General features: G+C 47.8%; 11 protein-coding genes and 1 pseudogene. 8 read left to right on the top strand and 4 right to left on the bottom strand.

Annotated elements, in window-relative coordinates; all coding sequences use genetic code 11:
- The coding region (locus PPL9_RS33655) for a M10 family metallopeptidase C-terminal domain-containing protein (RefSeq protein WP_208989595.1) at positions 1–1,427 on the bottom strand (1,427 nt) is incomplete at its 3' end.
- Between the two features lie 1,013 nt (positions 1,428–2,440).
- Positions 2,441–2,962: a hypothetical protein gene (locus tag PPL9_RS24265; protein ID WP_057465131.1), complete on the bottom strand. Its 522-nt coding sequence runs from the start codon at positions 2,960–2,962 to the stop codon at positions 2,441–2,443.
- Positions 2,963–3,212: 250 nt separating this feature from the next.
- Between PPL9_RS24265 and PPL9_RS24255 the strand changes: the two are divergent.
- A pseudogene (locus PPL9_RS24255) lies at positions 3,213–4,562 on the top strand (IS3 family transposase).
- A gap of 355 nt (positions 4,563–4,917) precedes the next feature.
- On the opposite strand, the gene PPL9_RS24250 reads toward PPL9_RS24255, so the two are convergent.
- Entirely contained in the window at positions 4,918–5,694 is a 777-nt protein-coding gene (locus PPL9_RS24250) for an HAD family acid phosphatase (protein WP_152986820.1), read from the bottom strand.
- A 916-nt stretch (positions 5,695–6,610) separates the two neighbouring features.
- Between PPL9_RS24250 and PPL9_RS24245 the strand changes: the two genes are divergently transcribed.
- Genes PPL9_RS24245 through PPL9_RS24220 form a run of 7 tightly spaced genes read left to right on the top strand, consistent with a single transcriptional unit; the run spans position 6,611 to position 14,598 of the window.
- Positions 6,611–7,774: a ferritin-like protein gene (locus PPL9_RS24245; protein ID WP_200962368.1), complete on the top strand. Its 1,164-nt coding sequence runs from the start codon at positions 6,611–6,613 to the stop codon at positions 7,772–7,774.
- Positions 7,775–7,786: 12 nt separating this feature from the next.
- Positions 7,787–8,950, top strand: coding sequence for a hypothetical protein (locus PPL9_RS31610; RefSeq protein ID WP_082597095.1), 1,164 nt, complete (start codon positions 7,787–7,789; stop codon positions 8,948–8,950).
- Entirely contained in the window at positions 8,950–10,671 is a 1,722-nt protein-coding gene (locus tag PPL9_RS31605) for a hypothetical protein (RefSeq protein ID WP_082597093.1), read from the top strand. Before PPL9_RS31610 ends, PPL9_RS31605 begins: the two co-directional genes overlap by 1 nt.
- 3 nt (positions 10,672–10,674) lie before the next feature.
- On the top strand, positions 10,675–11,415 hold the full coding sequence (locus PPL9_RS24235) for a hypothetical protein (protein WP_082597092.1): 741 nt from the start codon (positions 10,675–10,677) through the stop codon (positions 11,413–11,415).
- Complete coding sequence (locus PPL9_RS24230; RefSeq protein ID WP_057465128.1) at positions 11,408–12,157, top strand: hypothetical protein; 750 nt, start codon at positions 11,408–11,410, stop codon at positions 12,155–12,157. The genes PPL9_RS24235 and PPL9_RS24230 overlap by 8 nt, the downstream gene beginning before the upstream one ends.
- Positions 12,157–13,665, top strand: coding sequence for a metallophosphoesterase (locus tag PPL9_RS24225; RefSeq protein WP_161831449.1), 1,509 nt, complete (start codon positions 12,157–12,159; stop codon positions 13,663–13,665). Before PPL9_RS24230 ends, PPL9_RS24225 begins: the two co-directional genes overlap by 1 nt.
- 9 nt (positions 13,666–13,674) lie before the next feature.
- Positions 13,675–14,598, top strand: a complete 924-nt coding sequence (locus PPL9_RS24220; protein ID WP_057465126.1) for a hypothetical protein — start codon at positions 13,675–13,677, stop codon at positions 14,596–14,598.
- 11 nt (positions 14,599–14,609) lie between these two features.
- Here PPL9_RS24220 and PPL9_RS33650 read toward each other — a convergent pair.
- The coding region (locus PPL9_RS33650) for a hypothetical protein (protein ID WP_208989594.1) at positions 14,610–15,005 on the bottom strand (396 nt) is incomplete at its 5' end.

Genomic DNA, 15,005 nt, shown 5'->3' with positions numbered 1-15,005 from the left:
TCTTCAAGATCTTCGAATGCAATGGTGTTGTTGATATCACGGCTCGCCAATGAGTCACGACCACCAATGATGAGGTCATCACCATCCAGACCAAAGATCGTGTCGCCACCAGCTCCACCTTCAAGGGTGTTGTTGTCTTCATCACCAAAGATGAGGCTGGTCAGAGAATCACCGGAATCGCTTGAGGTGTCGTCGTTACCGGTATCGACTGGTTGGTTCGGAGTGCCACCCACGTAGATGATGTTTTCGACGTTCTCGATTTCACCCAGGTCCAGGTCGCTGTTCAGCACAATGATCGTATCGTTTCCGCCGTCGGCTTCCTCGCGTACGATATCATCAGCGGAATCGACGAAGTAAACATCGTCTCCTTTGCCACCAGCCATTTTGTCAGCACCGCCACGACCGTCCAGAACGTTGTCGCCATCGTTACCGATCAAGATGTCATCGTATTCACTACCGATGCCATTCTCGATGTAGTATTCGGTCTGGTCTGCATTGTGGCCAGCAAAGATAGACACATTGTTGCTGTGCCCATTGACGCTGGAGAACTGACCAGCACGCAGGTCAAGGATCGTGCCTGCCGTTGATCCGGAGAAGTCAATGGTATCAACACCACCGGTATCGTGGATAGTAAATCCGATATCGTGCTGCATGCCAGAGGATGTTAGCTCATAGCCATACTCTGTGCTGTTGAAGCCGTACGTGTTGTCACCTGTGTTGAGATCGATCTTCTGGTAAGTCCGTGCACCATCCTCGTCGACCTCGGAGAAAAAGCGACGGATTGTAGCTTCAATATCTGCCATCAATGGCGTGGAAGCTGACCAACGCGTTGTTTCTCCAACGTCAATGCCATCAAAATAGGACATCACACTGTATTGCTGACGATCATAAATCCAGGTCGCATTGTTCAGATAGTTGATCTGAACGCCTCCAGGGCCGCTGTAGTTATAAAGACCCGGGTGATTCAGGCCAAATTCATGACCGAACTCATGGATGAAGCTGTCAAAAACATAACCGCCGATGTCTGTTTTGTTTGGCTCTGTATCGTGGAACTTCTGACCGATACTGACATAGCGGTTGCTTGAGAAAGCGCTACCGTCGCTTTGCTCACCTATCGCAGGACTAACGACCTCCATCCACTGTGTTTCAGAGTCGAATGGCACATCATCTACAATTTCAAACTGGAGAGGAGTAACAGCAGACCACACCTCCAAAGCGCCAATAGCTGCTGCTTTGTATTCCGGGTAATCATTCAATCCGCTGACATTGATCACCAGCGGCTGCGCTGCAATCTCAGGTGTCAGGCTGCGAGGCAATGCACTGACGTAATCGATGTAAGCTTCGTAATCTTCACTTTTACCAAACGGATTATCCGGCGTTTGGTCATTAACCCACCACTGATCGTTGGGCTGGTTTGAATTTGGCATCTTTGTCTCTCCCGTAATACAAAGTTTGGGTGTTTAATGCTGCTTGGTTTTATGGTGCGGCCAATTAAAGCCTGACATCGCATGCACGAATGCATTCAACGGCATTGAAGGATGACTGAAGGAATTGATTGGCTAAGAGGCTATGAAAGCTGCGGCCTGAGGCATTCTTTGCTTAGAGGTTGCCCTAGATCTTGCAGCAGTGAATGCCTCAAAATGAGCCTGATAAGAGCTAATCAGACTGCCCGAATTTGATGAACCCGGACTGAGTAAAAGCGTAGGCTTCAATCTGCGAGTAAGAGCAATACTGGCTGCGTAAATGCTGTCTCTAAGAGGTTCCCATAAGTTTTCTGGGCTGTCAGTTCCTCCCAGAAACCGGCTGGCGATGGCACTAGTTGTGGCTCGCGAAGAACGAGTGCGCTTATCGATACATTCGGCAAGAGATTCCTCATAGTAATCAAACATTTCGACAGCCCCAAGTTCAGGTGAAGTGCCGTCCCCTCCAGAGCAAGCACATCAGAATTCTTTTGGTTCTTCAATGCCTTGTGTAGATCTAACCTAAGCACACTGCATGCAGTGCTAGAATTCTTTTTTAAATGAGGTTTAAAGTCAACGCTATTAAAGATGATAATTTTTAAGTTACCAAGCGTAATGCTAAAATATTTAATCAATAATACGACAAATTACTTTATCGCTATTTCGTGCGCTTGCTGTTAACCATTGCCAATCTAAGGTTGTATGCCAATATCATTTTTACCCGCTTGCGGTTGACTGATAATCTTGAAAAAATTTCATTTTCAGAATTTTACAGCACTTGCGTGAGTAATCCTGTTCATACAGCTCCTTGAGGAGCAATTGAGAACTGGCAGAGTTCTTGTTACTAGATATTGGAGTTAGCGATAAGCAAAGCAGAAAATCTAGGTAGATCATTTTAGTATGAGATGTTTCATTTCGTAATCCTGGATTAAAGAGCGTTCGGTACCTCCTGTTACAGAGATACCAAAAATCATACTAAACTAGATCTCGGCACGGGCAGAAAAGTAAGCATTCGCTGTCTCTAGATCAGCCAGAGGCGTGAACATTTCAAAATCAAACGGATGCCGCGCTTCGTTCTTTTGCACTTTCACAGGCCAATTCTGCGTAACAAGCGCGTCTTTACCAATCGCCACAAAATCACACTCATCTTGCAGGATCATTTTTTGTGCGATTGCAGGATCACCCAGGCCGCCATTCGCTATGACAGGTAAACCGGTAAGATTTTTTGCATGTGCAGCTAAAGAAGCTCCATGTTGAAATGCCGAGGCCTGAGCAGCAAATTCTGTAGTGTGCACGTAATCAGCACCACTCGTTTCAACCGCCTCGAAGATAACCTTAGCCTCGTCTCTTTGTCCTGCCCATTTGTGCTCGAAGTCGTTGACCTTGCACTGTGATAGACGTACGCCAACCGTAAAGTCGCCCCCGGCAGCATCACGAACAGCTTCTAGAACCTCGCATGTCAGTCGTGCGCGTTCAAATATGCCTTGGCCGTATTGGGTCACCACGCTGGTTTGCGTAATCGGTTAGGAACTGATCCAAAAGATAGCCGTTGGCACTGTGAATCTCGACCCCGTCTGCACCGGCTTCCTGAGCACGTTTAGCCGAGTCTGCAAAACCGCAAATTGCAGTCTTAATCTCAGAAACCGTCATTTCGGAAGGGGTAGGATGTTTGTCGGCGACGCCTTATGGACAGATCGATCGATTTGAGTAAGGGAGTGTTTTGGCCCATGCTCACTAGATTAGGAGTGAACAATGGGGCAATACACAAGGACCGCCAGCGCTGCAGCTGAGAAGGGGGTTAAAGACATCCGGCGCAAGATCCGAAAGCGCTATTCCACTGAAGACAAGATTCGTATCGTTCTGGCTGGACTGCGCGGTGAGGACAGGATTGCCGAGTTGTGCCGACAAGAGGGCATCTCACAGGGGCTTTACTACAGTTGATCGAAGGAGTTTCTGGAAGCTGGTAAGAAGCGACTTGCTGGTGATACGGCCCGTCAGGCCAGCACTGGTGAGGTCATGGTGCTGCGCAAAGAAGCACGCGATCTCAAGGAGGTGGTCGCCGAACAAGCTCTGGAGCTACGGCTTCTTAAAAAAGCATGCTCGAGGATGGGGGGGACAGCGAATGAGATATCCCGCCCACGAGAAGTTGGAGATTATCCGGCTGGTTGAAGGATCACATCAGCCAATCAGGCGCACGTTGGAGCTGCTGGGTATTCCACGCTCAACGTCTATGTTTGGTATGATCGCTATCTGGAAGGCGGCGTTGAAGCGTTGGAGGACAAAGTTTCACGTCCCGCCAAGGTCTGGAACCGTATTTCCGATGAGATCAGAGCGCAGATTATCGAGATGGCGCTAGACGAGCCAGATTTGTCACCACGAGGGCTCGCGGTCCGCTTCACAGACAAAAAAGGCTATTTTGTTTCAGAGGCTTACGTCTATCGGTTATTGAAAGCGCAGGATCTTATTACCTCACCGGCCTATGTGGTCATCAAGGTCGCTGATGAGTTCAGGGACAAAACCACGGCTCCAAATCAGCAGTGGCAAACCGACTTCACCTATTTCAAGATTATTGGTTGGGGTTGGTTCTATCTCTCAACTGTTCTCGACGATTACTCCCGTTACATCATTGCCTGGAAGCTGTGTTCCACTATGAAAGCCAAGGATGTAGCCGGTACCCTTCAACTGGCACTCGATGTCTCTGGCTGCGAGCAGCCCAAGATACTCCATCGTCCACGCCTACTGTCCGATAACGGGAGCTCCTACGTCTCTACCGACATGGCTGAATGGTTGGAGGAGAAGCGTATGAAGCATGTTCGGGGAGCGCCATACCATCCGCAAATGCAAGGTAAGATCGAGCGATGGCATCAGACCATGAAGAACCGTATCTTGCTCGAAAACTACTACATGTCAGAGGATCTGGAGGCGCAAATCGCAAACTTCGTCGATTACTATAATCACCGCTGCTATTACGAGAGCCTTGGGAACGTAACCCCGGCTGGTACCTATTGGGGACGCCATAAGCAGGTCCTGGAGCACAGGCAGATCATTATACGGAAAACTCTTCAAAACCGTCGCTTATGCTACCACGCGCAAGCCGCTTAAAATCAAAACGCAAACCGGGCCAAACACCCCGCTACTCAGAAGCTAATTCTGTCTAACTTCACTCGACGACGGACAGATAGCTTTAATAAGCGCTTCTAATCCGGGAACAACGCATGTGGTGTTTCAATCCTCCTTTTCGGTAAAAGAAAATCCTGCACCGTAAACGAACTTCCCAGCTTGTCTTTCTGCGCAAGGCTGTACAAGTGGTGCCATGCTCACCTCATAGACCTTCGAATGTTTTCGTAAACCAACAAAGACATGGGTCGCTGACACCACTTGTTCGCATTTTAGTTGGGCATTAAGACCAATCAATCACCGGAAAATCTAACGATTTGAAAAAGATAAATGGATCTAGTCACCATTTTTCAATGATGGTCTCATCGCTCCATGTGGTCAAAGGAGATTCGGACCACGTGCCGTACGCGGTGTTAGGGAAAACGATCCACTCTGTACCCCATTTAGCGGCACTCTCATCGACAAGAGATTTCTGGTGATCCAGAGGAGTTTTGCGGAAACCACCGTCGAAGTCATGCAATGTATCTCCCAGCATCAGAACAATCTGGTGATCCTTCCGGACAATCTCACGTCGCTCCACTTTGGGTGGTCCAAGCAGAAGAACAGTCTCGGGGCTGATCTGTGGTAAACCCAGCTCATTCAATGTGGCCAGTGTGTAATCTTTCTGTTTGTCCGAGCGGTCTGAAATATAGCGAATAGCAACCCCCAGTTCATCTGCGTAGTTTAAGAATTCCTTTGCTCCAGGGATCAATGTCGGCTTACCATCTCGCTCCCAGGGGAGCCAAGTGTCCCATACATCATATGTATGGCAGTTCTTCAGATCACGAGCCAACAGGGCACTATTATCAATCACAGTCTCATCCAGATCTGAAACAATAGCCAGTTTCGAAGGATCATCTGCCGCTTCGACTACAGCTGCAAGTTTCTGCGTAGCAATGTTATAGGCTTGTCTCTGTAGTGCCCGAACTTCCGCTGATTGCTGCTGGAAACGCAAGCCCATGGTGAACTCCGCAACAGAACAGTCGTTTGAGGAAGCTTCTTGCGCGAAGCTCGCCTGAACCAGAGAACCCAAGGTCAGACAGGCCAGTACCGAAGTCGTGAGGAAGGGTTGTTTCATGGGACTATTCTCTTTCATTGAGCTTTTGCTTTCATGGTTCGGGTAGCAGACTTGTGAAATTTCACTCAGTCCGCAATCATGGAACGTACAAAACCAGTTTCCAATATTGAACCGTGTTCATAGTCTTATTGACACTTGCCCTCGGGCTGTGTTGGATGGTGTCATGATTTCTGCTGACTTCATAAATTTTCGATGAACCGAAAATGTAGTGAGAACGGCGATAAGGGATGTTGCGAACTTTCAACCCGCGCTGAGCTTCAGACCTCGGCAAACAAATGAAGCCTCTGTGGCCATGTCCAAGGGGCTCAATCTAGATAACGTCTGGGAATTAAGATCTGAGTAATGTACTCTGGTTTGATTGGTAATACATTATAAAGAAATGACGCGGAATTGCTTCCTGTCAGAGGAAATTCTGACTAGGCATCATAGGCTCAACTGCGATGATACGTGCTTGAGATGGGGCAATTAACTGTATGTAATCTGGCTGTATGAGCGTCGATTAAAGATGATAGCAACATGTGGTGCAGGGAGTTATGCGAGTTTTATGCTGCATGTCATCGGGGGCAATAAAGTACAGCTGAACTCAACTAATCTTTTTTTGATAGTGACAAGTAATATTCTTATATTTATGCTTATTATAAAGTAATTTCAAAATCTATTATGCCTTTTTAGTCGTGAATGATGAATTGCTTGAAGTTAATGAAATATAAAAGCTGTGATAACTGTCACGTTCCAATTGCATGATTGATTTATATTTTTGAAGTCACGTATTTTGCAAGCACAATTTCCGGCCACGTGAAGAGAATGCACCCAGCTTAAGGAAATTTGCTTTACTTGAGGATTGCTGGTCAACCTCGAGAAGGAAAGGTGCGGCTTTTCTCGTATGCATACTTTTGCTATCAGAGGGAGGCCTCTTGTGGATCAACAACTGCTTTCAGTTCCACCGCAAGATCGAGACTTGGAATGGATTAAAGCTTCGCTGCAGTCAGCCGTTGCTTTGGAGCATGCAACCCTGCCGCTATATCTAGCCGCAATGTTTTCCTTAGAGGTCCAAAATTATACAACCTATAACCTGATCCGCTCTGTGGTCATGGAAGAGATGGTTCATATGGCCATCGGTTGTAATATACTGGCAGCACTTGGAGAAAAACCTTCAATTAAGAAGTTAGATCCACTTTCTCCTTCTGAAGGATTGCCAGGTGGCGTGGAGCCTGATCTGCCAATCGTTTTTGCGCAGCTAAGCAAGAACCAGCTGCAGAACTTCCTACGACTTGAAACACCAATCAGTCTGTTAGCTGCAAAATACAGAGACGAGAAGTACCCTTCCATTGGTGCATTTTATTCAAAAATAAAAGCAGCAATTACCGCAAATGCGGATGAAATTAATGCCTCCGCTCAAAAGGTGCTTTCAGCTCCAGCCAATACTTATCCTAATCAAGTTGGAGACAACATCGGCTTTACTGTCTTTTCTATCGAAGACAAGCGATCACCCGTTCAGCAGTTTCTCGATGGTATTGATGAAATCATTGAGCAGGGTGAGGGAAGCAACGCTCAGGATCTTTATACGCAGAACTTTGACGGAGAGGGGAGCCATTACGCGCGTTTTGCTGAGATCTACTATGGTGCACAACTTCTCGTTCCAACACCCGAGCCCAAACTCACACCTGAGACAGAAACAGAGTTTTTCAAAGGTCACCAAATACCCTGGCCAAACGTGACCAATGTGCTCGCGGTTCCTCGCGATGGTTATAAGAAACTACTCGAACTTGATCCAGAGGGAGCATCGGTCAAATCCAACCTCAGTGCGTTTGATGACAAATACACTGAGATCATGACTGATCTGGATCTGATGTGGAACGGCCCAGCAGACAAGTCCTGGCCAACATTTGGCAAGGCTGTTACCGCGATGACCGATTTACGCGTGCTTTCCTGCTTCAACATCATGCGCTCTCAGATTCCTGCAAACCTGATTGCCCGACTGCCAGAGCTGTACGGTGATGAAGCCAAAATCATGGCACGCTACACAGATGTGTCTGCTCCGGTTTTCTACGGTCCCCGTTTTAGAAATCGAAACGCTTAAAGAGGCTTTGCTATGAAAAACCGTTATACGGACGCTAAAAGTGTAGCTTGCACAAGCCCGGGAGCTTTGCCTCCACTTCCCGTTATTGACTGGTCGAAAGTGGAGCAAAGCGCTCCTACCAACGTGGATATTGGCAATCCAGATAAGAACGCGCCATTGCCCAAAGTCGACATCGTTGTGATGACCTGGACAGATACTGAGTGGAACGCACTAGATCATGTGTTCGTGTCTTCTGATAAGGAGGCCTACGTCTCATCAGATGAGTTCCGAAAAGGGTGGTTCCTAAGATCCAATGATGAGTACGTGAAGGGAGCTTACAATCTCTGGGGGTTCTATCGGGTCGTATCTATCCGAAATGCTGCAGGAGCAGATTTGAAGGTATTGCTTTGGAAGTCAGATGCACACCTGTCGCATCCTCCTTTTGCAGATGGGTTGATTGCAATGGTGCATTTTGTACTGAAAGAAGCATCCCCTCAACGGCTTTATTCAATTGGCACCGCTGGCGGAGCGACCATAAGCGAAAAGCTCGGCGATGCCGCGATTACAAACACAGGCAAAATCAAGCTGAAATTGTCTGAAAATACTGGTTCCGGATTGAATGACAAAACAGTTGCCTGCACCAACTGGTATCCAGACCTTTCAATGAACTCAATCATTGAAAAGAAGCTGCTCTTTAAGCTGAGTTCTGTCGTGACACAGCCTTATCTTGAATACCTTCTGTGTCAGGCAATTTACGATTCAGACAAAGGCAATCCAGACTGGGCAGGACAGTTTACCGTTGCCGATATGATGAACGCAGCTCTTGAAGAACTGGGGGCACCTAAAGGTCTCGACAAGAAGGGGATTCCGCTCCTCACAACAGACTATTACTTCATCTCGGATGGAGACGACACGGTGCAGTACAGTGCGCTGGAGATGGATGATGCTGTGGTTGGCTATGCTGCCGGGGAGTATCATGTCGATTATGTGTTTGTTCGCAATATGTCTGACACCGTAATTCCAACACAAACGCCTGCAGGTAAATTAATTCCGCAAGAGCTGCGGGAGAATTGGTCCAGCGAAATCTATGAGCATTACGGCTTCTACACTTCCATGAATGGTGCTCTGCTCACTTGGGGAACCATTGCAGCTGATAGTGATTTGAAGGGGCAAACAGCCACTGGAAAGGGCACGTGATGACCAGTTCTTATACACCACCGCGGCAAACCAGTCCGCGCCAGCCAATGAATCCGATGGAAATAGAGCTGGTCTTTAATGTTCGCCCGTGCGGCACCTGTTCATTCTTTTGGCCTCCAAATCCCAAGGATCAGGTTTATGGTCCTTATCCAACCTATGATTTTTTGTCGGACTTTCCTAAAATCGCAGATCCATCCGGAACACCCGAGATGTATCCCTGGGTGAAAGGGATCACGCGAAACTCCGGCTTTCCAAATGGTGAAATCATGGATGGATGCCGAAAGGCTCCCATCATGACTTTAGGGATCAACCCGAACCTGACAGCGTTTAGTCCGGGCATTACTGGTACGTCCTGGGCCTACCCCGATTTTACCAGCGATGATGGAACCGATGGCTATGATAAGTATGCCTACTACTATCGCTATCGCAATGTGTATCAGGAACGCTTTGCCTTTGAAGAGGTCAAAAAATATCTGATTGCAGGAAGCTCAGTTACGCCGACAGCAGATACAACTGTTACAGCTGATCAGATTATCGCAGCTGAAGATGGCATAATTAAATCTGCTGAGAGAGACCATGCAGGCTCTCCTTACGACGTGATCATTGAATATGAAAGCGGTGCGGAAATTACGCTTACATTAGAGCGTCCTACCGGAACGCCGCGTTATGTGCTTCTCTTCAATCATGATAGTCCGGACAACAAGTTCGAAAAGGGCGACATTGTCATCTCCAAGATGCAAATGCCTGCCGGTGTTAATCTGGAAGTTTATCAGGAACTTCAGACATATTACGAGCAGTTCGTCCCAAGCCTGAACGAGTTCTCGGACTATTTACGAGCGAAAGGCCATAAGAGTGCTGATCTGAAGATCGGTGAAGATGTTTGTCAGTTGGATATGGTTGCTTGTGCCTCACCGCATTGGAAACCCGCTTTCCTAGGTGGCACGGAGGAGAGCGAAGATGCAATCATCTCCAACTGTGTGACTAAAAATGCGTGGGCACTAAAGCAGTTGGTTATGACCAACCCAGCAGTTCTATTTCTGGTTGGGGAGAGTTCCTGGGATATGTTCCGGGATGCCTTCAAGGATCACATAAAGCGCTCAACTGAGTTGCCAACAGATCCTTATGACAACGCGTTCACACTGTTTTCTCTCACCACTGAGAATGACAATCCAACCATGTTTGAGTTCTATACTGAGATTGATGGCAAGCCCTATACCATCAATACACGGATTGTTGTAACGCCGCATTTTTCTTACGACACTAATTTTTTGCCACAGTTCCGACTAAGTTCTGATTGGTTCGCTGAACTGAAAGAAAAGTCTCCTGAATGTGTGCATTATCTGGAGACCAATCCAGAGATTACATATGTTCCCGGTAACGGCGATGGATATGATGCTTTCCAGTTCTCTGCAGAAAATGCACCACAGATACTGAAGACAATAAAATCCCAATGGCCTGAAGTGTGGCCTGATTTGGAAAAAAGCTTTTACGATGCTCATGCCACCATGGCCGATGTGCTCAGATATATGTACCGGGAAGGCAAGTTGACGTGGGATGATAAAGGAGATTACCTGTCTCGGTCAGCAGGCCCATGTCAGTTCTGTGTCAATGAACATTGGAAGTTTCCTCTCGGTTGCCCCTATGGCAAACCAGAGGAAAAGCCACTCCCAATCGGCTTTCTAAATCAGGTGACAGACCAGATCCTGTCGGAAGGAGCGTGATCCATGTCCTTCCAGATACCTCCTGATGCAGTCCGGATATGGCGAGGATTTCGCCAATCGACACTTCCGCAAAAAGAGTTTTTTCAAAGACTTGGCGAAACGTTCATACCTTCAACCGTGCAGATGCAGATCGAAAATGGCTTGGACACATATGTTCCGACAATTCCATGCGGAATGACCAATAAGCCAGACACAGTACCTGATGAAACTGCAATCTTGTTCTGGAACTCTCAGCAAACCTACTGGGACGGTTTCAAAACTCTGGCCGGACGTACTTACACTTTGACCCACGGTGGTTGTTACACGCCGGAAAGTGGCGCAGACTTTCCGGTCTTGTTCGCTGGAAACCTGGTGTTGAACCAGTGCTACTACCTTATCGATAAACCGCAGGATTGGATGAAAGGAAAGATACGGCATCTGGTGGGAGCTTTGCCAACTGGCACTAACACAGCAGAGTTGTTTCAGAACCTGCAAAGTATTCTTTCCGAAATGCAGGCGCGCGAAAAAATACAAGGTGGCATTGTCTGCATCGGAGCAGATTATATCGTTTATTGGGAACTGGGTGACGGCACTGATCCTGGGCTTGAACAGTTGCAATCACATTGTGATTGGTCTCACGTTTTTGAACCTGTTCCGACAACATTGCCACCGCAAGCAGCCCTTTGGGATGACTGGCCAGGCATGAACGTAAAGCCCGGTGATACATACAATATGCAGTTCACAAGGGCTTTCGAAAATGAATGAAATTCGTAAGGTCCCACCCGATGCTGTACATGTCTGGCGAGGGTTTCGAAGCAAAGATAAGACACAGCAGCAGTTTGAAGAGTTTCTAGGCTCTGTGTTTGTGCCAGGATGCTCCTTGTTACAGCCCAATGCGGGCTTGCATGCTTACATACCGTCTTTGCCACAAAATGAGGGCAAACCGCCAACAGTGCCAGATCAAAGCGCCTTAATGTTCTGGACCTCGCAACAAACTTATCACGATGCTTTCAAATGTGTCGCTGTGCGCTGCTACACGAATTTGCATGGTGATCTATATGACACATCACGAAGCGCCGCTGAATTTCCAGTGTTGCTGCCAGAGACCGACCTGCTAGTAGAAACACCGTATTTCTTCGTAGATGCGCCCGCTGATTGGATGTCCGGCGATGTGGTGCACTATATTGGTGCGCGCAACCAGAACGTCTCACCAGAAATATTTAGAGCACACATCCTGAAATGGGCGAAGAACCTGCAGCCTATGAGTGGGCTAGAGGGGGGGCTGTTGTGCGTTGGCGAGAATTACCTAGTCGCGTGGACACTTTGGCCTAAGGGAAAAGGCAGCTCAACCTGCTTTGCTCCCCTGAAGGACTTCACGACAATGTGGCTGGACCGAGCTTCCGAGCATTTTGAACTTGGTCATGGGTTGTGGGAGGACTGGACCGGAATACCCATGACAGCACCTAACAGTCTCAACATTCAGCTTCATCGAACTTTGGATATATGATGCAACCCATTGTCAATTATGAGAATGCGGATCTGGCTCGGTTGAAATCTGCTGCTGCGAGCGTTGTTTCAAAAATGACAGATCATGACCCTCGCCAAGGGGTTCCGGTCGCTCATCCAATGTTGGATGGTGTAGATGCATATGCACATAAGGCTTTGGCAGGAACGGCACCTGAGATCCCGACCACGCGGAATGCAAGTGACCCGGAAGCCGCAGAATACCTCGCTTATCTGACACATCATAAAGCACATGCGGTTTTTAGCGGGAATAAGCAAATTGAAGCGCAGATGCAGACACAGCTGGACAACTTCACCTTTGGTAACCCAGCCTGGCAGCAGATGTTTGATGAGTATGTAAAATACTTCTGGTCCTATCCGGGGCACTCAGGAGGGAAGTTGGATTACCGGAGTTGGCGAGATCCCAAGTATGGAGGCGGGAGCTTTGATTATGGTTGCGTGAGCTGGCAACTTCCATCGGACGCGACCATTGCTTTGATCGGTGATATCGGAACAGGAACGGATGTGGCAGCTGCTGTTCTAGCGTCAGCACTTTCGTTCAAGCCAGATGTCATTCTCCACGTAGGTGATGTTTATTATTCTGGTACAGAACAGGAGTTTGAGACCTACTTCCTTGGGCTCCTTAATGCGGCTTTTACAGCTACAGAGCACCGTCCACCCATTTACACGCTCCCCGGCAATCATGAATACTTCTGCGGAGCATTTCCTTACTTCAGGTGCCTTGATGAAGGTCGGCTCGTAAATCATCCCAGTCAGCAGCAGCAAGCCAGTTATTTCCGTCTGACCACAGAGGATGAAGCCTGGCAAATCCTTGGCATGGATACTGGATATCATGGGCACTATCTAAAAGTGGCTGGTGACAAGTTAGATGAGGCTCTGGGGGAGCTCCATGTTAACCCTTGTGATGCATATGATCCTCAGAACCCACCACCTATGGTGTATGTGCGGTCTGATGAAGTAGATTGGCACCGACACCACCTCAGCCAGTTCTCTGGGCGTACGTTGCTATTCGGGCATCATCAGCTTTATTCAGGTCGCTTTACCGTAGGTGTGGCTCCAGACTATGAAGGCGATATCAATCGGCCCGGCGTAAACACAGCCCTATGGCAAGCTTTTGGGCCATATTTTGATAAGGTCGCTGCGTGGTTCTGGGGGCATGAGCACAACCTTTGCATCTTTGAAGATAACTTCAGACCCACCGGCTGGCCTCCCAATAATTCAGAACCGGATAATCCTCTCAAAACGCTCGCAAAAGGTCGTTGCATAGGTCACTCGGCAATTCCGGTGCAGCAGAAAGAAACACCTTATGAGGAGGTGCATCCGGTCCCGATTATACCTGGTACGCATCTGCAGATGGTCGAGCAATGGTATAATCGAGGGTTTGAGATTTTAAAGCTGAACGGAGCAGGGCAACCTGCTCATTGCACTTACTATCAGATTGCCGGCGCAGATCCGGCTCCCCTCAAAATTTACAGCGAAGATATACGCTAGGAGACGGGAATGATGACTGCAACGCTCTACACGATGACACCAACCCAACAAGCTGGCGTAATGGAATGGTCTGAGGTCGGACAGCCAGCATTCAGTCAATCTTACGACGCACTGACGACCTACGACAATTACGGCACCATGATCCTCGTCGGATACCATAAGAGTAGCGGAAATTGCGACACATTCGAACTCCTTGAAGCGGAACCTTGGATCAAGCAAGTGCCCAATACATTTGAGCTGGGTAAGGGCTGGGATTCAGTTCAACCGTTTTACATGATGAACAAGCCTCATCTGCTCGCCTATCAGGCTAAAAACGGGCACATGTATTTCTTCCCTTTGACCAAGGATCTGAAATCCGAAGATCCATTGCATTTCTATCATACACGTTATCCCTATACGACGAACCTGAGCGAAGTAAAATGCGCTGTCGATCTGGGGCAGAATTTTGTATTTGGTTACAACAACACAGATGGCGCCGTGAATACCTGGACGATATCAGCCACGGCCAAGTCCGGTGGGAAAAGCCCTCCGCTTGTCGTAGAAAATGTCTGGGCTCACCAATGGGCAAAAGGCTGGACACGTTTTGCCTTTTTCACTTGGGGCAAAGAGAATTTTTTCCTGAAAACCAACACGTGGAAGCCTAATGTTAATATCGATCATTTTTCAGATGATCTAAGCGAAGGAACCAACGAGGTTGGCTCACATTTACATCTGAAGGATGACCAAGAGCTGGATATTGTACATCCATTTATGGTTGGGCCGGGTGACCCTTACTTTATGACGTATATGGTGAGTAATGGTGAGGTGACTTTAAATCGCGTACACGGCGATTGCATGGGTTGGACAACAGAAGCAACTGTCACCGCGGCAACAGGTGTGTCGCAAATTATTCCATACAGACTGGGCGACCAAAACTATGCTTTGTTTATGTAGTTGAGATTGGTCTATTTTGGGTAATAGACCAACCCAAAATCCAGCGCAGTTGGAAGCCAAAGCAAAACTTCAGCCATATTTGTAGATTTAACATTTTCCAGCGCTCGATAAAGGGGCGTTGGAGACTTCAAAGCTTCCAACAACTCAGCCTGCCAATCATTGATCTGCAATGAAACGACCTTGTAGTCTTTTCGTGTGAGAGCTACCCAGTTCTCAGTTCGCTGTGGTGTTGTCACTGTGTCGTTCAAATGTAGTGACACGGCGAGTGAACGGATTGGGTACCCTAGCTTGAGAATTCTTAGGCATGGCGATGCTTGTAATAGCTCAGAGTGGTTTGATGTCAAAAAGGCGATCGACGTTTCTGAAGTGTAATAAAAATACCCTTCAATACCATGATGGAGCAGGAT

Source organism: Pseudovibrio sp. POLY-S9, from assembly GCF_001431305.1.
Classification (GTDB): domain Bacteria; phylum Pseudomonadota; class Alphaproteobacteria; order Rhizobiales; family Stappiaceae; genus Pseudovibrio.
Note: the sequence above shows the minus strand (reverse complement) of the source record. Positions and strands in the feature narration are given on the sequence as shown.

Bases quoted from the DNA above. Each gene is read 5' to 3' on its own strand.
- PPL9_RS31605 (WP_082597093.1), top strand. From the start codon at position 8,950: ATGACCAGTTCTTATACACCACCGCGGCAAACCAGTCCGCGCCAGCCA.
- PPL9_RS24230 (WP_057465128.1), top strand. From the start codon at position 11,408: ATGAATGAAATTCGTAAGGTCCCACCCGATGCTGTACATGTCTGGCGA.
- PPL9_RS31610 (WP_082597095.1), top strand. From the start codon at position 7,787: ATGAAAAACCGTTATACGGACGCTAAAAGTGTAGCTTGCACAAGCCCG.
- PPL9_RS24220 (WP_057465126.1), top strand. From the start codon at position 13,675: ATGATGACTGCAACGCTCTACACGATGACACCAACCCAACAAGCTGGC.
- PPL9_RS24225 (WP_161831449.1), top strand. From the start codon at position 12,157: ATGCAACCCATTGTCAATTATGAGAATGCGGATCTGGCTCGGTTGAAA.
- PPL9_RS24250 (WP_152986820.1), bottom strand. From the start codon at position 5,694: ATGAAACAACCCTTCCTCACGACTTCGGTACTGGCCTGTCTGACCTTG.
- PPL9_RS24235 (WP_082597092.1), top strand. From the start codon at position 10,675: ATGTCCTTCCAGATACCTCCTGATGCAGTCCGGATATGGCGAGGATTT.